This window comes from Streptomyces ficellus (assembly GCF_009739905.1).
Classification (GTDB): domain Bacteria; phylum Actinomycetota; class Actinomycetes; order Streptomycetales; family Streptomycetaceae; genus Streptomyces; species Streptomyces ficellus_A.
In genome coordinates this window covers 516,031-540,162 of sequence record NZ_CP034279.1, presented here as the reverse complement: position 1 = coordinate 540,162, position 24,132 = coordinate 516,031, and the positions used below count along the sequence as shown (strand labels likewise).

At 74.8% G+C, this 24,132-nt stretch carries 20 protein-coding genes; 8 read left to right on the top strand and 12 right to left on the bottom strand.

Translation table 11 applies throughout. The features are described from left to right. Positions 1-114: 114 nt before the first annotated feature. Positions 115-501, top strand: coding sequence for a hypothetical protein (locus EIZ62_RS02390; RefSeq protein WP_156691053.1), 387 nt, complete (start codon positions 115-117; stop codon positions 499-501). A 65-nt stretch (positions 502-566) separates the two neighbouring features. Here the strand turns inward: EIZ62_RS02390 and EIZ62_RS02385 are convergent, their stop codons facing one another. After that, positions 567-1,799, bottom strand: coding sequence for a DUF418 domain-containing protein (locus EIZ62_RS02385; protein ID WP_156691052.1), 1,233 nt, complete (start codon positions 1,797-1,799; stop codon positions 567-569). 129 nt (positions 1,800-1,928) lie between these two features. Beyond that, positions 1,929-2,831: a GNAT family N-acetyltransferase gene (locus EIZ62_RS02380; protein WP_156691051.1), complete on the bottom strand. Its 903-nt coding sequence runs from the start codon at positions 2,829-2,831 to the stop codon at positions 1,929-1,931. Between the two features lie 228 nt (positions 2,832-3,059). Between EIZ62_RS02380 and EIZ62_RS02375 the strand changes: the two genes are divergently transcribed. The 4 genes from EIZ62_RS02375 (at position 3,060) to EIZ62_RS02360 (ending at position 7,963) form a co-directional block, all read left to right on the top strand. Continuing rightward, on the top strand, positions 3,060-4,046 hold the full coding sequence (locus tag EIZ62_RS02375) for an endonuclease/exonuclease/phosphatase family protein (protein WP_244375377.1): 987 nt from the start codon (positions 3,060-3,062) through the stop codon (positions 4,044-4,046). 69 nt (positions 4,047-4,115) lie between these two features. After that, the gene (locus EIZ62_RS02370) at positions 4,116-5,054 is read left to right on the top strand and encodes a DUF8017 domain-containing protein (protein ID WP_156691050.1); all 939 of its coding nucleotides are present in this window, start codon (positions 4,116-4,118) and stop codon (positions 5,052-5,054) included. A gap of 274 nt (positions 5,055-5,328) precedes the next feature. Then, positions 5,329-6,243, top strand: coding sequence for an AurF N-oxygenase family protein (locus EIZ62_RS02365; protein ID WP_156691049.1), 915 nt, complete (start codon positions 5,329-5,331; stop codon positions 6,241-6,243). A gap of 61 nt (positions 6,244-6,304) precedes the next feature. Continuing rightward, entirely contained in the window at positions 6,305-7,963 is a 1,659-nt protein-coding gene (locus tag EIZ62_RS02360; RefSeq protein WP_156691048.1) for an FAD-dependent oxidoreductase, read from the top strand. Between the two features lie 48 nt (positions 7,964-8,011). On the opposite strand, the gene EIZ62_RS02355 is transcribed toward EIZ62_RS02360, so the two are convergent. Continuing rightward, the gene (locus EIZ62_RS02355; protein WP_156691047.1) at positions 8,012-9,634 is read right to left on the bottom strand and encodes a peroxidase family protein; all 1,623 of its coding nucleotides are present in this window, start codon (positions 9,632-9,634) and stop codon (positions 8,012-8,014) included. A gap of 73 nt (positions 9,635-9,707) precedes the next feature. Beyond that, positions 9,708-11,015 (bottom strand): cytochrome P450, encoded by a 1,308-nt coding sequence (locus EIZ62_RS02350; protein WP_156691046.1) that lies wholly within the window; start codon positions 11,013-11,015, stop codon positions 9,708-9,710. A 213-nt stretch (positions 11,016-11,228) separates the two neighbouring features. Between EIZ62_RS02350 and EIZ62_RS02345 the strand changes: the two genes are divergently transcribed. After that, a complete protein-coding gene (locus tag EIZ62_RS02345; protein ID WP_156691045.1) occupies positions 11,229-12,308 on the top strand; it encodes an acyl-CoA desaturase in 1,080 nt (359 codons plus the stop codon). Positions 12,309-12,426: 118 nt separating this feature from the next. Beyond that, positions 12,427-13,677, top strand: a complete 1,251-nt coding sequence (locus EIZ62_RS02340; protein WP_156691044.1) for a beta-ketoacyl-[acyl-carrier-protein] synthase family protein — start codon at positions 12,427-12,429, stop codon at positions 13,675-13,677. A 34-nt stretch (positions 13,678-13,711) separates the two neighbouring features. Here EIZ62_RS02340 and EIZ62_RS02335 read toward each other — a convergent pair whose 3' ends face one another. Then, positions 13,712-13,984, bottom strand: a complete 273-nt coding sequence (locus tag EIZ62_RS02335; RefSeq protein WP_156691043.1) for a hypothetical protein — start codon at positions 13,982-13,984, stop codon at positions 13,712-13,714. 24 nt (positions 13,985-14,008) lie between these two features. Continuing rightward, a complete protein-coding gene (locus EIZ62_RS02330) occupies positions 14,009-16,225 on the bottom strand; it encodes an alpha/beta hydrolase family protein (RefSeq protein ID WP_156691042.1) in 2,217 nt (738 codons plus the stop codon). A 400-nt stretch (positions 16,226-16,625) separates the two neighbouring features. Here EIZ62_RS02330 and EIZ62_RS02325 point away from each other — a divergent pair, with 400 nt between their 5' ends. Then, positions 16,626-17,645 (top strand): isopenicillin N synthase family dioxygenase, encoded by a 1,020-nt coding sequence (locus EIZ62_RS02325; RefSeq protein WP_156691041.1) that lies wholly within the window; start codon positions 16,626-16,628, stop codon positions 17,643-17,645. A 36-nt stretch (positions 17,646-17,681) separates the two neighbouring features. Here the strand turns inward: EIZ62_RS02325 and EIZ62_RS02320 are convergent, their stop codons facing one another. The 6 genes from EIZ62_RS02320 to pelF form a co-directional block, all read right to left on the bottom strand. After that, complete coding sequence (locus EIZ62_RS02320) at positions 17,682-18,485, bottom strand: endo alpha-1,4 polygalactosaminidase (protein ID WP_244375376.1); 804 nt, start codon at positions 18,483-18,485, stop codon at positions 17,682-17,684. After that, on the bottom strand, positions 18,482-19,411 hold the full coding sequence (locus tag EIZ62_RS02315) for an NAD-dependent epimerase/dehydratase family protein (RefSeq protein WP_156691040.1): 930 nt from the start codon (positions 19,409-19,411) through the stop codon (positions 18,482-18,484). The genes EIZ62_RS02320 and EIZ62_RS02315 overlap by 4 nt, the downstream gene beginning before the upstream one ends. A gap of 7 nt (positions 19,412-19,418) precedes the next feature. Beyond that, a complete protein-coding gene (locus EIZ62_RS02310; RefSeq protein WP_156691039.1) occupies positions 19,419-20,132 on the bottom strand; it encodes a sugar phosphate nucleotidyltransferase in 714 nt (237 codons plus the stop codon). Positions 20,133-20,175: 43 nt separating this feature from the next. Beyond that, the gene (locus tag EIZ62_RS02305) at positions 20,176-21,177 is read right to left on the bottom strand and encodes an SDR family NAD(P)-dependent oxidoreductase (RefSeq protein ID WP_156691038.1); all 1,002 of its coding nucleotides are present in this window, start codon (positions 21,175-21,177) and stop codon (positions 20,176-20,178) included. Positions 21,178-21,258: 81 nt separating this feature from the next. Then, complete coding sequence (locus EIZ62_RS02300; RefSeq protein ID WP_156691037.1) at positions 21,259-22,572, bottom strand: hypothetical protein; 1,314 nt, start codon at positions 22,570-22,572, stop codon at positions 21,259-21,261. Next, positions 22,569-24,074, bottom strand: coding sequence for a GT4 family glycosyltransferase PelF (pelF, locus tag EIZ62_RS02295; RefSeq protein ID WP_156691036.1), 1,506 nt, complete (start codon positions 24,072-24,074; stop codon positions 22,569-22,571). Before pelF ends, EIZ62_RS02300 begins: the two co-directional genes overlap by 4 nt. Positions 24,075-24,132 lie beyond the last annotated feature (58 nt).

Genomic DNA, 24,132 nt, shown 5'->3' with positions numbered 1-24,132 from the left:
GCGGCGCGGGCGCCGTTGGGGGAACCGGCCGGTGCCGCACCCACCCTCCGGCGGACGATCCCGCGGTGTTTAGGGTGGAGCGGGTCCATCGAGCACGACACCACAGAGGTGCACATGAGGAAGATCCAGTACGCTCGGGCCGCGGTGGCCCTGGCGGGTGCGGCGGCGCTGGTGGCGGCGGGCAGCGGGCCCGCGGCCGCGGCCGACACGAAGCTGACGCTCAAGCGCGGCGGTCACACCATCGGCACCATGACCCACCTCGACCCGGACCCCGACACCTTCCGCGTCTGCGACACCCGGGCGGACGGTCACGGCGTCACCGGCAAGCTCTACATGTACATGGCCGGCTGGCAGCTGAAGGAGACCAAGCAGGACGGCGGCGACTCCGGCTGCGGCTACTTCGACTACAACGTCGTCCCCTACGCCGCCAAGTACATGATGAAGCTGTGCTGGAACGGCCCCGGTGAGGTGTGCGTCACCAAGGAGTTCACCGAGGACTGAGGCCCTGCCGCCGGACCGGCGCCGCCGTCACGGACACGGCCCGGCGCGGCCCGGCTCGGCGGCTCTCAGCGGATCAGGCGCGCGGGCAGCGTGAGCACGTGCATCACGTACTCCAGGGGCCCCCGCCGGAAGAACCGCGTCCACACCAGGGCGAAGAGCATGGCCGCCGCGGCGAACCAGAAAAACGCCGGCAGCGAGGCGGAGTCGGGCAGGTCGCCGGTGTCCAGCACCTCGATGGCCACCACATGGCCGACGTACGCGGTCAGCGCGATCGACCCGACCGCGCTGACGGGCGTGGTCACCCACCGCAGCGCCGCCGAACGGCCGGTGGCGACCAGGCACACCGCCAGCACCACCAGGGCCACGCCCGTGTTGCCCACGACGGACAGCGTCGTCTGGCTGTGCGGCGCGGCCACGAGGAGCCAGGCCGGCAGGCCGGACTCGGGGTCCCAGCCCACGGCACTGGACCACCAGCCCGGCGACGCGGTGCCGGTGTTCGAGGCCGCCCGCACCCCCTCCAGCGCCCCGGGCACGAGGTGCAGGGCCAGCCACGACCCGCCGTACCCGATGACGGCGAGCGCCCCGCCGACCACACCCACCCCCGTGACGGCGCGCGGCCGCCGGAGGTCCAGTTTGGCCACCGCCATCCCCGCGAGGATGAACGGCAGCCAGCTCGGCAGGGGGTAGGCGCCGGTGACGAACAGCTCGATGACGCCGCCCGAACCGGTGACGCGGGCCAGCGGGTCGCGGGCGGTGACCGCGTCCGGCCACCCGCCTCCGTCGACCGCCTCCCGCAGCAGGTACAGCACCTGGGGCAGGACGAGGGCCGCCGCCGCGGCGACGGCGCCCAGGGCGGCCGCCCCCAGCCGGTGCAGCGGCAGGGCCAGCACGAAGAGGACGCCGTAATAGGAGAGGATGACCAGGACGTCGGTGTCGAAGGCGCTCAGGACGTAACCCAGGGCGACCAGGAAGCAGGCGCGGATCAGCACCCTGCCCGCCGCCTGGCGTCCGGCGCGCCCGGTCTTCGGCTCGGGCCGGCCGGTGAGGATGACCAGCGAGAAGCCGGCCAGCACCGCGAAGAGGGTCGCCGAACGCCCGCGCGCCGCCTCCATCGCCCAGCCCACCGCACCGCCGGCGTACGACGGCTCCGGACCGACATGGACGGCGTACATGCCCAGGATGGCCAGCCCCCGGGCCAGGTCCAGGCCGACCAGTCGTCCCGTCGACGACGTATAAGGCGTCCCGCCCGGTGTGGGTGCTGATGCGGGTGCGATGCCCGGCGATGCGTCGCGCCTCATGTCTTCCACGGTCACGGGAACGGCCGCGATCCGCCAATCGGCGGGCCACCGGCGGAGCGGTGACCGGCCGCGGAGGAGACCCGCCCGGGGGTGTGCCGGGCGGGTACGCCCCCGGGCGGGCCAGGCGTGTCAGGCCCGGGGGGCGACGCCGGGCACCAGGTTGATGCGTTCCCGGACCACCGGGTACCCGGCCTTGGCGAAGTTCGCCGCCATCGGGGTGTTGCCCTGGTCCGTCGCCGCCGCGATGAAAGCGGCTCCCCGCTCGGCCAGGAAGTGCGTGCACTCCGCCAGCAGGTCGTGGGCGTAACCGTGTCCCCGGTGCTCGGGCAGCACGCCGATGAAACCGACGCACGGCCCGGCGGGGTTGTGCGCGGGGATGTGGATGCCGACCGGTTCGCCGTCCGGCGTGTACGCCACCTGCCACCACTCGCGCGGCGACGGGCACCAGTGGAAGAAGTCCAGCTCCTCCTGGGCCGCCTGGTCCAGCCCGCCCTGCGCGATCGCCCGCAGCGCGTGCGCGTCCAGCGTCACCGAGTGGATGCGGCGCAGGGCGTCGAAGAACACGGCGTCGTCCGGCTCGGCCGCGAACCGCAGGCGTCCCGGCCGCTCCGGCAGGCCGAGGTCCGGCGTCCAGCGGTACATGAACCGCTCCACCAGCACCTCGTATCCGGCCGCCCGCGCGGCCCGGAGCCGGGCCTCGCCCGCGGCCCGCGCGACGGCGTCGTCGCGCCAGCCCGAGGGCAGGTTCAGCTCCAGCTCGACCTGGTGAGGAGCGCCGCGCAGCAACTGGGCGCCCGCTTCCTCCTCGCCCTCGGCGACGTCGAACCAGTTGATGTTCAGCGGGGTGTCGTCGTCGGGGCCGCCCCACCAGGCGCCGCGGGCGACGACCGCACCGTCGCGGACCGCCACGCGCTTCCAGTCGGGACGGTGCCGGTTGTGCGCGTGTGCCGCGCGGGCGCCGAGGGGATCGGGCAGGGTGTCGAAAAGATGGGCGTCGCTCGAGTCGAGCGCGCGGATGACCAGCTCGGTCATGGGGGTGTCCTCCGGGACGCGGTGAAGTGTGGCGCTCCCGGTCAGACCGATGACGCCGGGGAGACGGAACGGGAGCGAGGGGAACGTGACTTGGGCACGGCGCTCGCCTCCTTTCCGCTGTCGTGGGCGTCGGCGCTCACGTTAGGCGACACCGGGCACCGGCGTCCATTTTTTGGCGTCAGCAACGATCAGGGAACCCGGCGGCGCGCACGGGCGTCATCGTCCGGTATGGACGGGGACATGCTGGGCAAGGGCGGGGGAACGACCGGCACACCGGTCGCGCGGGGACGGTCGCCGTGGCGGCGGGGCCGGGTGACCGCCGCCCTGGCCGTCGTGACCGCCGCCCTGCTGGCCTTCCCCGGCGCGGTGCCCAACACGCCCGGGCGGCTGGGCAGCCTGCTGGAGACGTTCCTGCCGTGGCTCGGCCTGGCCGCCCCGGTGGTGCTGGTCGCCGCGCTGGTACGGCGCTCCGCCACCGCGCTCGTGGCGTTGGTCCCGCTGACCGTGGCGTGGCTGGTCCCGTTCGGCGGCGCCCTGACGGCGGGCGACGTGCCGGGCCACGACCTCACGGTCGTCCAGCACAACGTCAGCGACGAGAACCGGGACCCCGAAGGCACCGCCCGCACCCTGATGGAGGCCGCGCCCCAGCTGATAGCCCTCCAGGAGCTGACCCCCGCCGCCCTCCCCGCGTACCGGGCGGCCCTCGCGTCCCGCTATCCGCACCACGCCGTGCACGGCACGGTCGGGCTGTGGTCGGCGTACCCCCTGCGGGACGTACGGCCGCTGGACATCAGGCCCCCGGGGTTCGGCACCGACTGGAACCGCGGGCTCCGGGCGACCGCGGTGACGCCCTCCGGCGAGGCGGCCGTGCTCGTCGCCCACCTGCCCTCGGTACGCCTCGGCCTGTCGACCGGGCTGGGCTCGGCCGCGCGGGACAGGAGCGCCGCCATGCTGGGGCGGGCGATCGCTGCCGAGCCGCTCGGGACGGTGATCCTGCTCGGCGACCTCAACGGCACGGTCCAAGACCGCGGGCTCGCCCCCGTCACCGGGGCGTTGCGGCCCGCCCCCGAGGACTTCGCCCTCAGCTGGCCGGCCGCGTTCCCGTTGGCGCGGATCGACCAGGTCATGGCCCGCTCGGCGACCGTCGTCGACATCCGGCCCCTCCCGCGCACCGGCAGCGACCACCTGCCTGTCGCCGCACGCCTGCGCATGTGACGACCGGCCGACGCGGGGGCCGAGGCCGGGAAAGGGGCCGGCCCGAGCCACGACCTAGGGTGGAACACCATGTGGCCAGGACAGCAGCAGCCGACGGGTGACGACCCGAACGCACCGAACACACCGAACGCCCCGGGCGCGCAGCCCAACCCCTATGCGCAGCCCTACGCCCCGACCGTCGCGCAGGGGCCTCTCGTGCCGCCCGGCGCCGTGCCGTCCGGGCCGCCCGCGCGGGGCGCCCGGAGCACGACCGTGATGGTCGCGGTGGCCGCGGCCGCGGTGGTCGTCGCCGCCGCGGGTGTCACCGGCTACCTCGTCCTGGGCGGCGAGGAGGACCCCGCCCCCCGCCCCGGCCCTCCCGTCGCCGCGTCCTCGCCGCCCGCCTCGCCGGACGGCCGCGGTGCCGCCGGGCGCCCGGTCGTCGCCGGGTGGAAGACCGTGGTCAACCCCAAGAAGGGCATCGCGTTCGACGTCCCGCCGGAGTGGGGCGTCAAGGCGGCCTCCTGGGTGAGTTACGTGAGCGACGAGAACGATCCCGAGGACAAGCCCCTCGTCGGCTTCGCGGCGCCGGCCATGCTCAAGGAGCAGTGGTGCCAGTCCGACGACGACAGGGACGGTACGCCCGAGGACACCCCGCTCGCCTCCGTGGGCTCCCGCGGTGAGAAGGACGCCGGGACGCCCGAGGAGGCGGCCCGCAAGAGCGTGGAGCTGTGGGTGTACGGGGCCTACACCCAGCCCGACCGGGACAAGGTCCGGGTCGGCGCGGTCACGCCGTACACCACGCCTTCCGGGCTCAAGGGCGTCGTGGCGACGGCCTCGTCGTCCGGTGCGGCCGGCCCCGGCAAGTGCGACGTCGAGGGCACGGCCACCACCTTCGCCTTCACCGGACCGGAGGGGGAGATCCTGTCGTGGACCTTCCTGGGGGCGGCGGGGGTGTCCGACCGGGTGCCCGACGCGACCGTCCGCCGGATCCTCGGCACCGTACGCCTCACGGCGAGAACCCCCTGAGCCGGCGGCCCGCCCCACCCCCACCGCCTCACCCCCCGCCGCCCGTGCCCCGGCGGGTCATCCACCACCCGGTGAGTGACCCGCCGGGGCTTTTCGCGTGGTGCGGCGTGACCGGCGAGGCCGGCGCGGCTCTCCCAACTCGCCGGTCCGACCGATCGCGTGGAGATTTCTACCGGAGGGTAGGCCCCGGCGGCCCTCGTGCTGTACGGTCCGTCCGACGGCTTGCTTACATCTTGTCTAATAAGGAAACGCCGCTCGATCCGAGGAGCCCCGCATGGCAAGCAGCACCGCCCGGCCGGAGACCCGGCGCGGGCCGCACGCCCAGGACGTCGCCCGCCGCCTGCTCGACTCGGCCGCGACCCTGTCGTACGACCCGGCCACCGAGGTCGACTGGGAGACGCCGCTGGACAAGGACTTCCACGGCGCCAGCCCCGAATGGAGCACGCTCTACGGCACGGCCTACTGGCGCGAGATGACCGACGCGCAGCGCAAGGAACTGACCAGGCAGGAAGCCGCGTCGGTGGCGAGCACCGGCATCTGGTTCGAGATGATCCTCCAGCAGATGGTGCTGCGTGACATCTACGCCAAGGACCCGACCGACCCCGGCTTCCAGTGGGCGCTGACCGAGATCGCCGACGAGTGCCGGCACTCCATCATGTTCGCTCGCGGGGCGCAGAAGCTCGGAGCCCCCGCGTACCGGCCGCACCGGATCGCCGTCGAACTCGGCAGGGCCTTCAAGACGATCGCGTTCGGAGAGGCCGCGTACGCCGCCATCCTCGTGGCCGAGGAGGTGCTCGACGTCATGCAGCGCGACTGGATGCGGGACGAACGCGTCGTGCCCTTCGTCCGCACCATCAACAACATCCACGTGGTCGAGGAGTCGCGGCACATGAAGTTCGCCCGCGACGAGACCCGCAGGAGGCTCGCGAAGGCGGGGCGCCTGCGCCGGCACGTCCACGCCGTCGTCATCGCCATCGCCTCCTACGTCATCGTCACCAGCATGGTGAACAAGGACGTGTACCAGAACGCCGGACTCGACCGGAAGCGTGCCCTCCGCGAGGCCGGGGCCAACGAGCACCACAAGTCCCTGATGCGTTCGAGCTGCGCCGGACTGATGGAGTTCCTGGCGTCGGCCGGGCTCCTCACCCGCCCCGCCCTGGCGTTCTACAAGCGCGCCCACCTGATCTGAACGAGCCGGGACAGGGCGAGAAGAGACGACACGAGCCGAACGAGCCGGACGGGCCGACGACATGACGTACGCCATCACCCAGACCTGCTGCAACGACGCCACCTGTGTCGCCGTGTGCCCGGTCAACTGCATCCATCCCGCGCCCGGCGAGCCCGCGTTCGGGACCACCGACATGCTGTACATCGACCCGCGGGCCTGCATCGACTGCGGCGCCTGCGCGGACGCCTGCCCGGTGGACGCGATCTTCCCCGCCGACGCGCTGACCGGCGCGCACCGGGACTTCGCCGACGTCAACGCCGCGTACTACGAGGGCACGCCGGAGCCGCCCGCCGACACCGGCCCCAACTTCCACCCCTGGGGCGCGCCGCGCTTCGAGCGAGCCCTGCCGGCCGACTTCGCCCCCGTCCGGGTCGCGGTGGTCGGCACCGGCCCGGCGGGCATGTACGCCGCCGAGGACCTGCTGCTGCACACCAACGCCGAGGTCACCCTCGTCGACCGGCTCCCGGTGGCCGGCGGCCTCGTCCGCTACGGCGTCGCTCCGGACCACCCCGGGACCAAGAGGATCGGCGACGCCTTCGCCCGCTTCCACTCCCACCCGCGCGTGCGGATGCACCTGGGCCTCGATGTCGGCCGCGACATCACCGCCGAGGAACTCGCCGCGCACCACCACGCGGTCGTGTACGCCGTGGGCGCCTCCACCGGCCGCCGGCTCGGGATACCCGGGGAGGACCTGCCCGGCAGCCTGTCCGCCACCACGTTCGTCGCCTGGTACAACGCCCACCCGGACGTCGCGGCGGACGCGGTACGGCCGGCCGGCGAGCGGGTGGTCGTCGTCGGGAACGGCAACGTCGCCCTGGACATCGCCCGGATCCTGGTGTCGGACCCCGACGCCCTGGCGGCCGGCACCGACATCGCCGGCCACGCGCTGGGCGCGCTGCGGGCGGGGGGCGTGCGCGAGGTGGTGCTGCTGGGGCGCCGCGGCCCCGAGGACGCGGCATACACACCCTCCGAACTGCGCGCGCTGAAACACCTGGACGGTGTCGAACTGGTCGTCGACGACCACGACCCGCGCGTCGGCGCCGCGATCGACGCGGCAGGCCCGTCGGACAAGGCCGCCCTCCTCGCGGACGTCACCCGCGAACGCCCCGACTGGTCCGGGCCGCCCGCCCCCGGGCGCGGGCGCCGCATCGTGCTGCGCTTCCACTCCGCACCCCTGGAGATCCTCGGCGGCGACGCCGTGACCGCCGTACGCGTCACCGGGCGGCAGGCCGAAGCGAGGATCCCCGCGGGCACCGTGGTGCGAGCGGTCGGCTACCGCGGCGTGCCGGTCGCCGGACTGCCCTTCGACGACGCCACCGGCACCGTCCCGCACGACGCGGGCCGGGTGCGGGAGCGCCCCGGCACCTACGTCGTGGGGTGGATCAAGCGCGGCCCCTCGGGCGGCATCGGGACCAACCGCACCTGCGCGGCCGAGACGGTGGGCACCCTGCTCGCCGACGCGGTCGCCGGCGTCCTGCCCGAACCGGCCCGCTCGGCGAAGGACTTCCGGCGGCTGGTCCGGCGCCGGGTCCGGGGAGTCGTCGACGCCCGCGGACTGGCCAGGATCGAGCGGGCGGAACTCGCCGGTGGCCGCCGCGAGGGCCGGCCCCGGGTCAAACTGGCCACGGTGGAGGAACTGCGGGCCACGGCGAGACGGGTCCTCCCGGCCCCCCGGGCCTGAGAGCCCACCCGCCGCCCGGCCCGGCGGTGGCCCCGTCCCGTCCGGTGGTCACCGCGCGTGCTTGACCCCCAGCGACACCCGGTAACGCCCGTCGTCCTCCGGCAGGTTGCGGTGGACGACGTCGGACAGCGAGCGGGTCCGGCGCAGGATCTCCATCCCCTCCGGGGAGAACGTCTCGGCGGTGAACAGCCGGGGCGACAGCAACGGGTTGGTGAGCGCCTCGGAGAAGGAGTCGATGCCGATGATCCGCCCGAGCAGGTTGCCGAACAGGCTGCCGTGCCGGGCGTCCTCGGCGTGGATGCCGACGTACAGGTCCAGCTCGTCGACACCGCCGTACAGGTCGTGCAGCGCCTCGCGCACCACCGGGTCGCCGGACACCTGGCGCAGATCGGTCGCCCGGGGGAAACCGAAGTGCTCCCGGTAGTCGTTGTACGACGCCACTTTCAGCTCCCGGCCCACCTCGACGCTGCGGGCCTCGATGGGCAGCAGCAGGGGATCGGTGTTGAACAGCCCCATGTGTCCCGCCGGTTGCCGGGACAGGTCGTCGAACAGCGGGCCCATGCCCCGCTCCTCGATGATCCGGCCGTTGGCGAGCGTGTGGAGCAGCGGTACTTCCCGGCCCGCGATCCGGTACGCCGACGGAATGAGGGCGTGCCAGCGGTAGACCAGGCTGAACTCGATGGTCGACCAGTTCTCCCGGTACCAGCTGGACCGCACCGTGCGTGACGGGTCGAGGCGGAACCGGAAGTGGAACGGCGTCAGGTGGTTGATGTACTCCTCCAGCACCAGCCGGATCGTCATCACCACCAGGATGTTGCGGGTGGTCTGGAAGATCCGCTCGTCGTCCCACGACCGGTGGGCACGGGCCAGCAGCCCCGCGATGCGGTTGTGCTCGCGGAGGAAGAGCACGTTGACGAGCATCGGCCCGAGGTGGGCGTGCGCCCGGTCGCCGCCCGACGCGAAGACGGTGTCGCGCAGCGGTTCCGGGACGTCCTCCCACCGGACCGGCTTCAGCGCCTCGAACTCGGCCTTGATCCGGCCCTCGTCGCACAGCAGGGGCGGGAACTCCCCACCGTCGACGGTCCGGCTCTTCAGCCGTCCGCCCTCGAACTCCCGCAGGCACGCCGTCATCTCCGGGTCGGCACCGTACAGCTGCACCATGTCGATGGTGTGCGGCGAGTCGGTGCGCCGGGGGTCGCCGCCCTTGCCGTGCCCGCGCAGGAAGCCGTCCGTGAACCACTGGGCGAAGGCCGGCAGCAGCGCGGTCGACCGGGCGCAGGTCCCGCCCTCCCCGTCCCGGCGGAACAGCTCGGCCGCCCGCTCGGGGGCGGGCCGTGCCGGGTGGGGCGCGGGGTCCGGGGGGAGGTGACGGCCGACGTACGACCGGTCGGTGAGGGAGGTCCACGAGGTGTAGGGCGCCAGCGTGCTCAGCGGGTTGGGGCGCGGCGGCGCCTTGAGGATGGCGAGGTCGGTCAGCGCGGCGTTGGTCCGGCGGTACAGCCACCGGTTGCCCTGGACCGCCCGCCACAGCGGCTCGTAGTGGGTGAGGACGTGGGCCTCGATCCGGTTGCGCAGTCCGTCCCTGGACGGGTCGCGGCCTTCCCCACCCCCGCCCCCGCCCCCGTCTCCGTTCCCGTTCCCGGTGCGTGCGCGGCGCGCGGTGGTGGTCATCGGTCCCTGCCCTCTCGTCGGTACGCCGGTACGCCGGTACGCCGGTACGCGGGGTACGCCGCCGGCCGCGGCGTCAGGACGCCGTCGCGCCCGCGGTCACGGTGTAGTGCTGCGGGTACGGCGTGCCCGCGTAGTCCAGCGCGCGCTCGCCGCCCGGCAGCGGCCGGACGCCCGGGCGCAGGAGCACCCGCCGCACCATCTCCGGCACGATCGCCCGGGCCGGGTACTTCCCCACGCAGTCGTGCGCCCCGTACCCCAGCACCATGTTGTGCACCGGCGTCCGGTCCGGCCGGAAGGTCTCCGGGTCCTCGACGACCGTCCCGTCGAACATCGCCGACGCCATGTGCGCGTGCACGACCGTGCCGGCGGCCAGACGCGTCTCGCGGGACGTCCCGGCGGCCAGCAGGTGATCGCGGACGCAGAGCCTCGGTGTCGACGGCACGAACGGGTGGAAGCGCAGCGCCTCCCACACGTGGCCGTCGAAGGACGCGGTGTCCTCCTCGGCGGCCGCCCGTTCGGCCCCGGCCAGCGCGTCGGGGCGCGAGACGAGTTCCTTCAGCGCGGTCACCGCGCACTGCGTGGCGTTCTGCTGGTAGCCGATCAGGTAGCCGACGAGCTGGTGGTTGATCCGCTCGTCGTCCAGCTCCCGGCCGGTGCCCGGCGCCAGGGTCGTGCGCAGCATCCGGCCGAGGACGTCGTCGGGTGCGTCGTCCGCCGCGTCCGGCCCGGCACCGCCGGCCCGGCGCCGCGCGATCACGCCGGCCACGATGTCGTGCAGCTCCTTGCCGGCCGCCACACCGGAGGCGTGCACCTCCGGGTCCCGCTCCTGGTTGACGAAGACCGCCCGCTGCACCCGCTGCGACAGGGTGTGCAGCGTCTCCTCCGGTACGTCCCCGAAGCCCAGGTACTCCCGGGCGACCCGGGCGGCGACGGGGGCCGCGTACTGCTGGACGCAGTCGAACGTCGTCCGGCCCTCGATGCGCGCCACCGCGACGGCCCGGTCCAGCGCGTCGTCGGCGATCCGGGCGGTGAGCCGGCGCACCGGGCCGAAGTCCTCCGCGGGCAGCATCAGCTGGGCGTGGGCACGGTCGTGCCAGTGGAGGTCGGCACCGTCCCGGGCGAGCATGAACGGACCGTGCAGGGCCTCCTCCAGGGCCGCCCCGTACACCCCGACCGTGAACACGTCCGGGGTGGACAGCACCTCCATCACATCGGGCATCCGGGTGACGAAGACCCCGGCCGGGGTGGCGAACACCGGCCGCTCCTCGCGCAGTTCGCGCAGGAGGGCCGCCCCGTCGGACTTCATGTGCCGCCTCAGCAGACCCACGCGCCCGGCGGCGTCGGTCGGCGGGATCGCGTCGTACGCCGCGAGGAACTCCATGGGACCACCCAGACGTGGCAGGGCGACGCGACAGCGGTCGCCGGCGGATTCCCTCCCATTACGGCACGCCGCCCCGGCGTGCGCACCCGGGCCGCGCCGACGGTGTGAATATGCGCGTGGCACACCGGACCGGCCGCGCGCCGCCGTCCCGCCGTCCCGGCGACGCCCCAGCATGTGACCGGACCCACCCGGCGAGACAGGAGGCCGCACAGCATGCTTCGACGAGGCGAACCCCCGGCGCCGGCCGCCGGCGACACCGGGACGGCCACCCCGCCCGCCGGGAACCACGATCGCGCGAGCCGCGACCGCGGGAGCCGCGACCGCGACCGCTCCAGACCGTCCGCGGGAGGACCGGACGGCGGGGGACCGGCCGGCACCGTCCCCGTCTCGGCTGCCGAGTACACCGGCTACCTGGTCGGCATCATCGTCCTGCCCTTCGCCGTGCTCGCCGCGGCGGTACCCCTCGCGTGGGGCTGGGGCGTGAACGGCCGCGACCTGGCCCTCGGCCTGGTGATGTACGTCGTCTCCATCGCGGGCATCTCGACCGGCTACCACCGCCACTTCACCCACCAGTCGTTCAAGGCGAAACGCCCGCTGCGCATCGCCCTGGCGCTGGCCGGCGGGATGGCCATGCAAGGGCCGGTCGCGCTCTGGGTCGCCGAGCACCGCCGGCACCACCAGTTCTCCGACCGCGAGGGCGACCCGCACTCGCCGTGGGCCTTCGGCACCGGGCGCCGCGCACTCCTGCGGGGCCTGTGGCACGCGCAGATCGGCTGGTTCGCGCGGCGGCGGCGCGCGGACCTGGCCCACTACGCCCCCGACATCCTCGGCGACCCCGACATCAGCCGCCTGGACCGCTGGTACTGGCTCACCGTGTCCGTGTCCTTCGCGCTGCCCCCGCTGGCCGGCGGGCTGTGGACCATGTCCTGGCACGGCGCCGCCACCGCCTTCTTCTGGGGCAGCCTGGTGCGCTACGCCGTCGTCCACCACGTCACCTGGTCGGTCAACTCCGTCGCCCACGCCTTCGGGCCGCAGCACTACCGCAGCCGCGACCAGTCGCGCGACGTGCGCTGGGTCGCGCTGCTCACCTTCGGCGAGGGCTGGCACAACCTGCACCACGCCGACCCGACCAGCGCCCGGCACGGCGCCCTGCGCGGGCAGCCGGACGCCACCGCCACCCTCATCCGGCTGTTCGAGCGCCGGGGCTGGGCCCACGACGTCCGCTGGCCCGACCGGGACCGCCTCGCCGCCCGCACGCTCCCCGGCGCCGCCCCACGATGGAGTGAACGCTGAGGTCGGCGCGCGTGTCGCGGTCGGCGACCGGCACCCGCGCGGGCCGGGGTGGTGGTAGGCAGGGGGCGTCCGTTCACCATCCCGCACCGCACCACGCACCGCCCGGGAGGCTCCCCCGTTGGACCCGCGCACGCGCGACGTCGCCGTCACCGGCGTCGGGCTCCTGACACCGGCGGGGACGTGCCCCGACACGACCTGGGCCACCCTGCTCCGCGGCGAGTCCGTGGCACGCCCCGATCCCGTGCTCGCCGGGCTGCGCACCGACTTCTCCTGCGCGGTGCCCGACTTCTCCGCCGGCATGGTCCTCGGCCACGCCACCGCCCGCCGGCTGGACCCGTACGCCCAGATGGCGGTGGTCGCCGCCCGGCAGGCCGTGGACGACGCGGGCCTCGACCCCGACGGGTGGCGCGGCGACCGCGTCGCCGTCGTCCTCGGTGTCGGCAGCAACAGCCTGCACTCGTACGAGGAGCCCTTCCGGCTCCTGCGGGAGAACCGCGGCCACCGCGTCTCGCCCTACCAGGTCACCCGCAGCGTGCCCAGCATGGCCGCGGCGGAGGTGGCCCTCGACCTCGGCGCCCACGGCGTCAACTTCACCACCAGCAGCGCGTGCGCCTCCGGGGCCACCGCCCTCGGCACCGCCCTGGACCTGCTGCGCGCCGGCCGCTGCGACATCGTGCTGGCCGGGGGCAGCGAGTCCGCCCGGAGCAGGATGACGACGACCTGCTTCGGCCAGATGCGGGCCATGTCGGCCCGCCGCGCCGACCCCGCCACCGCCTCCCGCCCCTTCGACGTCGAACGGGACGGCTTCGTGCCCGGGGAGGGCGCCGCCGTGATGGTCCTGGAGCGCGCCGACGACGCCCACCGGCGCGGCGCCGGGGTCCGCGGCTACCTCGCGGGCTACGGCGCCAGCGCCGACGCCCACCACCCCGCCGCCCCGCACCCGGAGGGCCGCGGCGCCCAGGCGGCGGTCCTGGCGGCCCTGGCCGACGCCGGGTGCACCGCCGACGACATCGACCACGTCAACGCCCACGCCACGTCCACCCCGCTCAACGACGTCACCGAGGCGCGCATGCTGCGCCGGGTCTTCCGGCACGACCCGCCGGTGACGGCGAACAAGAGCGTCATCGGCCACGCCCTGGGCGCGGCGGGCGCCATCGAGGCCGTACTGACCGTGCTGAGCCTCCAGCACCGGACCATCCCGCCCACGGCCAACCTGACCCGCCAGGAACCGGGCGCGGAACTGGACGTCGTCACCCGCGTGCCGCGCCCCGCCGCCCGGATGCGCACGGCCCTCAGCACGTCGTTCGGGTTCGGCGGCCAGAACACCGCACTCGTCCTGCGCGCCCCGGAACACCCGCGCGTCCCCTGAGGACCCGACCCGGCGGGGGCGCCCGCGGTGACCGTCAGACGGCCGTCGGGCGCCCGTCCACGACACGGGCCGCGTGCCGCCCGAGGACGGCCGCCGCCCGCGACAGGTCCCGCGCGGCGGCCCGGCAGCACTCCGCCTGTCGCCGCAGTGTGGGAACGCACCAGTCGGGCACGCCCGGACGGCCCTCCAGCGCGGCGGCCTGGGCCAGCAGCCGCCGCTCCGCGCCGGTGAGCACCTCGGCGTCGGCGCGCAGCGCCGCCTCCTGCGCGGCCGGTCCGTCGCCCTGCGGTACGGCGTCCACGGTCATCCCGTTTCCTCGCTTCCTCTTCCCTCACCGGGGCAGGGGCGCCCCGGCACCACGGCGGGCCCGGTACTCGGGCGCGCTCAGCACGCACAGCGGCCGCGCACCGTCCAGCCCCAGCGCCCGCACCTGCCGCACCAGCGGTTCCTCCACCGCCGCGGCGCCCGGCGCGCAGCGCAGCCGCACCCGGGGCGCGGCGTGGAACCGCTGGCGGCCCTCGCAGTGCACCATCGACCGCAGCGTCGCGTCGGCCGTGCGCCCGTACAGGACCGAGTCCAGGTGCGGCGCCGGCGCGTACGGACCGAGGTCGCCGGTGAGCGCCAGCAGCGGACCACCCGGGACACCGTCCGGCCCGCCCTCGGGCGCCAGCACGGCGTGCAGCCGGTTGGCCGCCAGCCGGACGTCGACGGACGCCCGCGTGGCGGGCTGCCCCCACACCTCCCGGGCCGCCGCCTCCGCCTCCGCCGTGGTGACGGCGACGGCCGTCACCTGACGACCGGTGCGGCGGGTGTCCGCCCGGCGCAGCAGCTCCCGCAGCACGTCGTGCGCCCGCGGCCGCCACAGGTCGTTCACCAGGACGGCGAGGCTCAGCTCGTTGTAGGGCCCGAGGCTCACGCAGCGGTGCTCGTACGCGGACAGCGCCACCAGGACCCGCCGCCCCACCCGGCTGGGGCTCATCCAGGACGTCTCGGACAGCAGCCCCGCCGCCCGGTCGGCCTCCACGGCGAACACGGCGACGACGGCCGACGAGTCGTAGTACCGCACCGGGACCTCCACCGGCCCCACGGAGGTCGCCACCGGCGTCACGGGCACCGCCATCAGGGGATACCCCTGCGGAGGGTTCGCCCGGTCCTTCAGCTGGTACACCTGGGAGCGCACCACCGGCCCCCGGTACGGCGCCAGCGCCTCGTCGATGTCCCGCCGCGCGTCGGCCAGGTCGTCCTCCAGGTTCCCCAGGTACTTGCCCAGCGAGTGGCACAGCGGGAACTCGTGACTGGAGTCGACGTAGTCCACCTCGTACCAGTCCGGGTGCGGGGTGAACACCGACCCCGAGCCCGCGCCCCTGCCGTCCAGCGTCGGCACCAGATCGTGCTGGTTGGTGACGCTGGCGACCCAGGTGCGGGCGTCGGCGGGCTTCTTGTTGTCGATGGGGGAGCCCACCGCCACCACGTGCGTCACCCGGAAACGACGGCAGAACGCGCTGTTCTGCGCCAGGTTCATCAGCGCGATGCCGCCCTCGCTGTGCCCGACGAGCGCCAGGTCCGCGCCCGCGGGCAGCCCGTACTCGTCGATGGCCAGCAGGATCCCCCGGGTGTACGGCGACTCCGGGTCGAACAGGTTGCTCCAGGCGCCGACGAAGTCCTGCGGCGAGTCGTTGCGCGGCTTGCCGGGCGCCATGCCCGGCGCCTGGAGGACGTGCCGCACCACCCCGTCGGGTCCACGGACGTCCTGGATCAGGATCCGCCCGTCCGTGCCCAGGAAGTCGATGTTCCGCAGGAAGTCCATCAGGGAGCCCTCGCCGGCGATGGGCCACCGCTCGTCACCGGCCGGCTCCACCGGCACGGCGGCCCCCTCGCCCACGTCGAACGCCGCCAGGTGCCGGGCCGAGATCCCGAACCACGGATCGGCGTGCAGCGCCTCACCGGTCGCGATCTGCCAGCCCACCTCGTCGTTGAGGGGGTTCTCGTCCAGCAGTGCCCGGATGGCCGACAGCTCCGCGAACAGCGGCGCCACCGTGGACATGGCCCGCTCGGCCCCCTTGTCCTTCAGCATCGCCCGCAGGGCGCGCAGCGCCTCCACGTCCCGGTCGCCGGTCACGGCGTCCATCAGCCTGCGCATCCCCGGGTCCCGCCCCAGCTCCGGGTGGACCGCCAGCACCGCGGCCGCCCGCAGCCGCAGCGACGTCACGGCCACCCGGTTCGCCAGGCTCTCCCGGCCGCACACCTCACCGGCCTGCCCCATCCGCCTGAGCACCCCGTCCCCGGCGCCCAGCGCGAAACCCAGCCCCGCCCCGCTCGTCAGCGCGCGCACCAGCGACCACTGCGCCGCCACCCCGGTCAGCGGGTGCCGCAGCGCGGACCGGGCGAACCGCGGGGAGCCGAGCACGGCACCGGCCCGCGCCGCGACGCCCCGGATCTCCCGCGCGCTGCGGGACACCTCCAGGGCGGTCTCCCGCAGCAGCCGTGCGGTCGCGGCCGCACCGGCGTCGCCGTGCCGCGCCGTACCGGCATGGTGGTGGGTCGCCATGGCGGCCTCGCAAAGGCGTGTGAACAGGGCCGACCGGTTCGGCCCTCCCGGACGATCGTCCTGTCCGCCGCCCGCTGCCGCATCCCGGACCGGTGCGGGGGCCGCCCGTGTGGCCGACGTCTCCGGCCGGCGGGCCGTGGGCCGGGTTAAGCTCAACGGGTGACTCTTCGGGTTCCTCTTCTCGTGATGCGCCGGCACGTGGACTACGCGCGCGTCACGACCATGGGCTGTCGGCCGCAGGCCTGACCCTCCCCCCTCACGACCCACTCGGTTCTCACGACCCACACGGTCCTGTCGGGGCGCGCGGCCCCGGTCACACCCCTGCCGACGGCTCCGCGTACCCCCATATCCCGCCACCTCCGGGAACAGGGCCTCGTCACCGCAGAAACGGAAGGCCATCATGCCGTCCATGCCACCAGCGTCCACCACCTCGCTGCCCGTCATCGACCTGTCCCGGGCCGACGACCCCGCCACCCGCGCGGCGTTCCACGAGGAACTGCACGACGCCGCCCACGACGTCGGGTTCCTCCACCTGACCGGCCACGGCATCGGCCCGGCGGAGACGGACCGGATCCTCCGCGTCACCCGGGAGTTCTTCGCACTGCCCGAGGCCGACCGGCTGGCCCTCAGCAACCTGCGCTCGCCGCACTTCCGCGGCTACACGCGGATCGGGCACGAGCTCACCGGCGGCCGCTCCGACTGGCGCGACCAGCTCGACGTCGGCGCCGAACGGCCCGCACCGGCGGTGGGCCCGGACGACCCCGCGTACCTGTGGCTGGAGGGCCCCAACCAGTGGCCGGCCGCCCTGCCCGAACTGCGCACCGTCGTGCTGGCCTGGCAGGAGCGGCTGGCCGCGGTGGCCCACCGGCTGCTGCGCGAACTGCTGGTGTCCATCGGCGCGCCCGCCGGCTTCTTCGACGAGGCCTTCGCCGACCGGCCCCACCTGCACACCAAGCTGATCCGCTACCCCGGATCGGCGCCCTCCGGCAGCGGCCAGGGCGTGGGGGCCCACAAGGACTACGGCTTCCTGACGCTGCTGCTCCAGGACGGCGTGGGCGGGCTCCAGGTGCGCTCCGGCGACACGTTCATCGAAGTCCCTCCCATGCCCGGCGCCTTCGTGGTCAACCTGGGCGAGCTGCTGGAGATCGCGACGAACGGCTACCTCGTCGCGACCGACCACCGGGTCGTCAGCCCGCCCGGCGCCGTGGAGCGCTTCTCCGTGCCGTTCTTCTACAACCCCCGCCTCGACGCCGTCATCGACACCGTCCCGGGCGGCTACCTCGGCCGGGCACCGGGCATCGCGCACGACCACGCCAATCCCCTGCACGCCGAGTACGGCCGCAACGAACTCAAGGGCTGGGTGCGCGCCCACCCCGAGGTCGCCCGCCGCCACCACCCCGAACTGGCCGAAGCCCGCTGACCGGCCGCTGACCGGCCGCCGCCCGGACACCCGGCGTCAGCAGGCCTGACGCCAGGTGTCCAGCCGTAGCCGCTTGCGCATCGACGACAGGCCCAGCCGGCGCGTCTCGGCGCAGAAGTCGGCCCGCGCGAGCCCGTACTCGACGTGGAACACCGCCTTGCCCGCCCGGACGAACGGGCTGAGCCGCGCGCACTCGCCGTACTCGGCGCACTGCTCGTTCACCGCGAAGTCGAACGTGCCGACCAGCTCCGGGATCTGCGGCAGGTCGTTCTTCAGCCCGACCGACAGGCCCCGCTCGTGCGCCGCCCGGGCGATCATGCGGTTGTACGCGAGCTGGTGCGCGGCTTCGAGCGGGAAACCGGTGTCGTGGAGGTAGCCGTCCACGAGGTCCGGCTCCACCGCGTCGAAGCCCTTCCGCCGGCACATGTCCAGCCGACGTTCCATCAGCGGCCGCAGGACGTCCAGGCGCCGGACGTCCAGCCACCGTTCGCCGCTCCAGCCGTTGGGCCGGCCCCGGACGGACGCGGGGAAGTCGTCCCTGTCGGGACGGAAGTCCTCCCAGGCGCCGGCGTTGACGTAGCAGACGACCCGGCGGCCGTCCCGGTGCAGCCGCGCCACGTCCTCGGCGCTGTTCTCGAAACCGTCGATGTCGTACACCGGTACGTCGGCACGCGGGTCGACCCGGCCGTCCAGCTGCCACTCCCACGCCGTGCCCGGCCGCGGCACCCAGCGCTCCCGGGGCGGCCGGGGGGCGGTGTCCCCGGCGCACCCCGCGACCACCAGGAGCAGCGCGGCCACCAGCAGCGACGGCCGCACCCCCCGCCGGGCGAGCCCCGTCACCGCACCACGTCCAGGCCCGCGCCCGCCGCCGGTGCCGCGTCCGCGACGGCCGCCCACAGCGCCGCGAGCGAGTCGGCGAGCCCGTACCGGGGCGCCCACCCCAGCGCCTCGCGCGCCGCGGAGATGTCGGAGCACTGCCAGGCGACGGCGGCCGAGCGGGCCGACCCGCCGCCCGCCTCCTCGATACGGCCCGTGAACCCGGCCGTACGCGCCAGCCCGTGCACCAGGTCGCGCACGGGCACCGCCCGCCCGCCGCCGACGTTCAGCACCGGGGGCACCGGGCCCGGCCGGGTCACCGCGAGCACCACCGCACGGGCGACGTCGCGCACGTCCACGAAGTCGCGGTACGCGGAGAGGTCGCCGAGCCGCACCGGCTCCGCCGCGTCCCCGCCCGCCCGGTACAGCCGTCTCGCCAGACCTCCGGGCAGCCCGGCCGCCGGAGCCCCCGGCCCGACCGGGTTGCCCACCCGCAGGACGACGGCGTCCAGACCGGACGAGGTGACGGCGACCGTCCCGGCGAGCTTGGTGGCCCCGTAGGGGGCGACCGGCCGGGTCGGTGCCCCTTCCGTGACCGGCTCCCCGGCGGTGCCGGGGCCGTACTCGGCGGCCGACCCGAGGTGGACCAGCCGGGCGCCCGGCGCGGCCTCCCGCAGCGCGGCGCACAGCACGGCCGGCCCCCGGGCGTTCACCTCCGCGAGCGTCACCGGGTCGCCCCCCACGGCGCCCGCGCAGTTGACCACCACGTCGGGCGCGAGCGGGGCGAGCGCCTCGCACAGCGGACCGGTCCGGGCCGTCGCGAGGTCCACCGCCAGGTCGGTGCCGGGGGAGCGGCCGCCGAGGAGCAGCCGCGCCCCCTCGACGGCGCGCAGCCCGGCGGTGACGTGGCCCCCCAGGTAGCCGGTGGAGCCCAGGACGAGGATGCGCATGCGGGTCTCAGGCCCCCTTCAGCAGGAGGGACTGGTGGGTGGTGAACTCCGCGTTGGCCCGGTCGTAGTCGTCCGGCCGCCCGATGTCGAGCCAGTAGCCGTCGAACTCGTACGACGCCGGGGGAGTGGGCGTGTCCAGCAGGTCGAGGATCAGTTCGTCGAAACCGAGCGGCAGGCCCGGCGTGTAGTGCTCCAGCGTGGCGCGCGACAGCCCGTACACGCCCATGGAGACCCGGTAGTCCAGGCTGGGCTTCTCGCTGAACCCGACGACCTTGCCGGCGTCGGTGGTGAGCACCCCGAAGTCGATGTGCACCTGGCGGCAGTAGGTGGCGATCGTCAGCGGGGCGTCCCCGCCGGCGTGGCGGCGCAGCAGATCGGCGTAGTCGAGGTCGGTCAGGACGTCGCCGTTCATCACCAGGAACGTCTCGGGCAGCCGGTCCCGCATCATCAGCAGCGGCCCGATCGTGCCCAGCGGGCTCTCCTCGGCCGCGTAGTCGACCTCCAGGCCCCACCGCGAGCCGTTGCCCACGTAGGCGCGGATGATCTGCCCGAGGTGGCCGATGGCCAGCGTGCAGCTGGTGAAGCCGGCCGCCGCCAGCTGCCGCAGCACGATCTCCAGGATCGCGTGCCGGTCCCCGATGGGCACCAGCGGCTTGGGCAGTGCGGTGGTGTACGGACGCAACCGCACACCCTTGCCCCCGGCGAGTATCACTGCGTGCATGGGGATGCCTCCCTCTCCATGGCTCGTACGGGTTCCGTGCGGGTCAGATGTTGTAGATGTCCGTCTTGTAGCGGGCGAGATGCGCCGGGTCGCGGAAGAACTCGACGGTCCGGGCGAGGCCCTGCTCCAGGTCGTGGCCCGGCGCCCAGCCCGTGGCGTCGCGCAGCCGGGTGGCGTCCGCGACCAGCCGCATGACCTCCGAGGCCGCGGGCCGGATGCGCTGCGCGTCCTCCTGGACGTCCAGGTCGGCGCCCATCACCTTGCCGATGAGCCGGACCAGGTCGCCGACCGAGATCTCCTGCCCCGTACCGGCGTTGAAGGTCCGCCCCACGACGCGTTCGGCCGGGGCGGTGCCGACGGCCAGGAACGCCCGCGCCGTGTCGGCGACATAGGTGAAGTCGCGGGTCGGCCGCAGGTCCCCGAGCGTGATCGTGCGCGAGCCCGCGGCGACCTGTCCGATCACGGTCGGGATGACGGCCCGCATCGACTGCCGGGGGCCGAAGGTGTTGAACGGGCGCAGGGTGACCACCGGCGTGCCGAAGCTCGCGTGGTAGCTGTCGGCGAGCCGGTCCCCGCCCGCCTTCGACGCCGCGTACGGCGACTGCGTGTTGATGGGGTGGTCCTCGGTGATGGGCACCGTACGGGCGGTGCCGTACGTCTCGCTGGTGGAGGTGTGCACCAGCCGGGGCGTCTCCAGCGTCCGCACCGCCTCCAGCACGTTGAGGGTGCCCGTCACATTGGTGTCGACGTAGCTGTGCGGCGCCCGGTAGGAGTACGGGATCGCGATGAGCGCGGCCAGGTGGTAGACGGCGTCCGCCCCTTCGGCGAGGGCGCGCACCGAACCGGGGTCGCGCACGTCGCCCAGGACGATCTCGACCTGGTCGAGCACGTCGCGAGGCAGCACCTCCAGCCAGCCGTACGACGAGAAGGAGTTGTACTGCGCCATGGCGCGGACCCGGTGCCCCGAGGCCACCAGGGCCTCGGTCAGGTGTGAGCCGATGAACCCGTCGGCTCCGGTGACGGCGGCGAGCGGTGCGGAGGTCACGTGGTGTTCCCCTTCGTCCGGATGGCTGGTCGTGTGGTGCGCGAGGCGGTGGTGCGCGAGACGGAAGTGCTGAAGGTGCGGTCAGGCGTGCGCGGAGGGCCGGCCCAGCACGTGCAGGACGCAGCCGGCCAGGGCGAGCGCGGCGGCGGCGCACCAGGCGAGGGACACCCACGGCGGCGCCCCGCCGGTGGCCGCCGCCAGGACACCGGCCGCCGCCAGGAGGCACACGGCCGCCGGGAACCAGCCCGCGCCGAAGGCCTGGAGCAGCAGGGCGGCCCACAGGGCGGCGCCCAGAGCGGCCACCTCCGCCGCGGGCGCCCCGGTCAGCAGCGCCGCCGGGACGAGCAGCCCCAGGTACGCCGCGAGACAGAACGTCAGGGTGCGTGCCGTCCGCAGCCGGAACCCCGCGGGCGTGGCCGACGCCCGCAGCGCCGCCACCGACATCCCCCGGAAGCGGTACAGCAGCCACTCGGCGGGCCCCATGCTCACCGTCAGCGCGACCACGGTGTACGGGTGCCGGGCCCCCAGGGACAGCACGAGGACCCCCGCCGCCAGCCCGAACAGCCCGTACGGCGACGAGGACAGGTACCCCGGCCGGGCCGCCCCCGGCACCGGTGCCGAACCGAGGGCGCCGCGCACCGCGCGCACGGCCGACGCCGTCGTCGCCGCGAGGGCCAGCAGCGGCAGACCGACCCGCCAGGCCGCCCCCGGCTCCCCGTACAGCAGCAGCGCGCCGCCCACGACGAGCGGCGACAGCGCCGCCGCCAGCACCCGCTCACGGCCCAGCACCAGCAGGACGCCCGCCGCGGCCAGGTACACGGACTGGCCCACCGCGAACAGGGCCGCCGCCCCCGGTCCCGCCACCGCCAGGGCGGCCAGGCTCGCCAGCACGGCGCCCACCGGCGCACCGGCCCGCAGCGTGAGACCCGCCTCGTGCCGGCCCGTGGCGAGACGTACGTAGGTGCGGTGGCTCAGCGCCTGCCCCCACGCCCACGACACGAGCCCCGCGAGGACCAGCCCGGTCACCGCCCCCGCCCCCCGCCACAGCGGCGCGGTCAGCGGATAGGCGAGCCCCGGGAGCGCGAACAGCAACCCGCGCAGGGCGCAGCGCAGGTGGTCGGGCGCCCAGGGGTCGGTGGCCGGGGGCGGCTCGGGGAAGGCGCGCGGCACCCGCCGGTAGAGCTCCTCGGCGAGGGAGAAGATGTCCGGGTGGCCGTACCGCTCCCGTATCCGCTCTCCCGTCAGCCCCTCGGATTCCAGGAGCGCCGCCACTTCGTAGGGGTGCATCGCCGAGGCCGTCCGGTCGGACAGTTCGGCGGCCAGCTCGTCGACCGGTCCCGCCAGCCGCAGCGTCACGGTGTCGCTGTCCGGCTCGGGAACGGACCGTCCGCTCATCCGGCCACGCTCCCGCGGGCGGCGAGGTGTGCGCGCTCCGGGTGGGGGAGTGCGTCCCGGGCGGGGGCGGAGAGTTCCACGTAGATGGAGCGGAAGGTCTCCACGGTCTGCCGGAGCGTGAACTGCTCGATCACCCGCAGCCGTGCCGCCTCACCCATCGCCGCCCGGCGCGGCGCGTCGCTCAGGAGCTCCAGCGCGGCGGCGGCCATCGCGCCGGGGTCGCGCGGCGGTACGACCAGACCGGCGCCCCCGACCGCCTCGCGCACCCCGCCCACGTCGGTCGAGACGGTGGCCCGCCCGCACGACATGGCCTCGATCAGGGTGAAGGGGAACCCTTCGCTGATGCTGGACAGCATCACCACGTTGCCCGCGGCGTAGGCGTCCCGGATGTCCTCCACCCGGCCCTCGAAGGTCACGGCGTCCCCCTGGCCCAGCGAACGGGCCAGCTCCTCGCACCGGTCCCGGTAGGCCTCGCCGCCGCGGGGCGTCCCGCCGAAGAGCCGCAGCACGGCCTCCGGTATGCGCTCGCGCACCTGCGCGAAGGCGCGTATCAGCGTCTCCAGGTCCTTGATGGGGTCGACCCGGCCGGCCCAGCTGAGGGTGGGGCGCTCCGGTTCCGGGCCGGCGGCCGGGAACGCGGCGGGGTCCACCCCGTTGTAGACCGTGCGGATCAGCGCGGGGTCGGCCCCGCCCTGCTCCTCCCACAGCCGGTTGTAGCGGTTGCCCGGGGTGATGAGCGCGGCCCGGCGGTACGTCTCCCCGGCGAGCAGCCGGAAGAAGCCCAGCATCACCGCCTTCACGGGCCAGCGGTAGGCGGCGCCCCGGTAGCCGATGTACCGCTCGCGCAGGTACACCCCGTGCTCCGTCAACAGCAGGGGCACACCGTGCAGTTGGTGTGCGGCCAGGCCCGGGAGCGCGGCGATGCCGCCGCTGACCGCGTGGGCCACCCCGCGGTGCGGCGGCCGCGCGGCCAGCGGACGCAGGGCGTGCTCCAGCAGGTTCGTGGCGGTCACGGCGTCGTGCAGGGAGGGGCGGGCCTCCCGGACCGTCAGGCCGGGCCGGTTCCACACCCCGGTCAGCACCGTGACGGCGCGGTCCGAGCGCAGGGCGGGGCTGAGCAGCCCGTCGCGGGCGGCCCCCGCCAACTCGTGCAGCGCCGGCCCGAACAGCTCCTCGTGGGCGGGGTCGAGCAGGGCGGTGAGGAACCGCTCGTACGCCGCCATGAGCCGTCGCCCACGGCGGCCCGACGGTGGTGCGCCGGTGGGCGTGGGGCCCCACATGGGGACCGCGACGGGCTCGGACACGTGCGGGGGGATCTTCCAGACGAGTGGTTCCCGGCCGGTTCCCGTCACCGCGATCACCTCGAAGTCGATGTCCGGCATGCCGTTGACGAGTTGGTCGCACCAGACGCTGACGCCGCCGTGACTGTGCGGGTAGGTGCCTTCGGTGAGCAGGGTGACGTGCGCCGCGCCGGTGCGCGGCGCGGGGTGCGATACGTGCATGGACGTGCTCCGCGGCAGCAGGGGCCGGCCGGGGCACCGGTGACGCGCACCGGTGCCC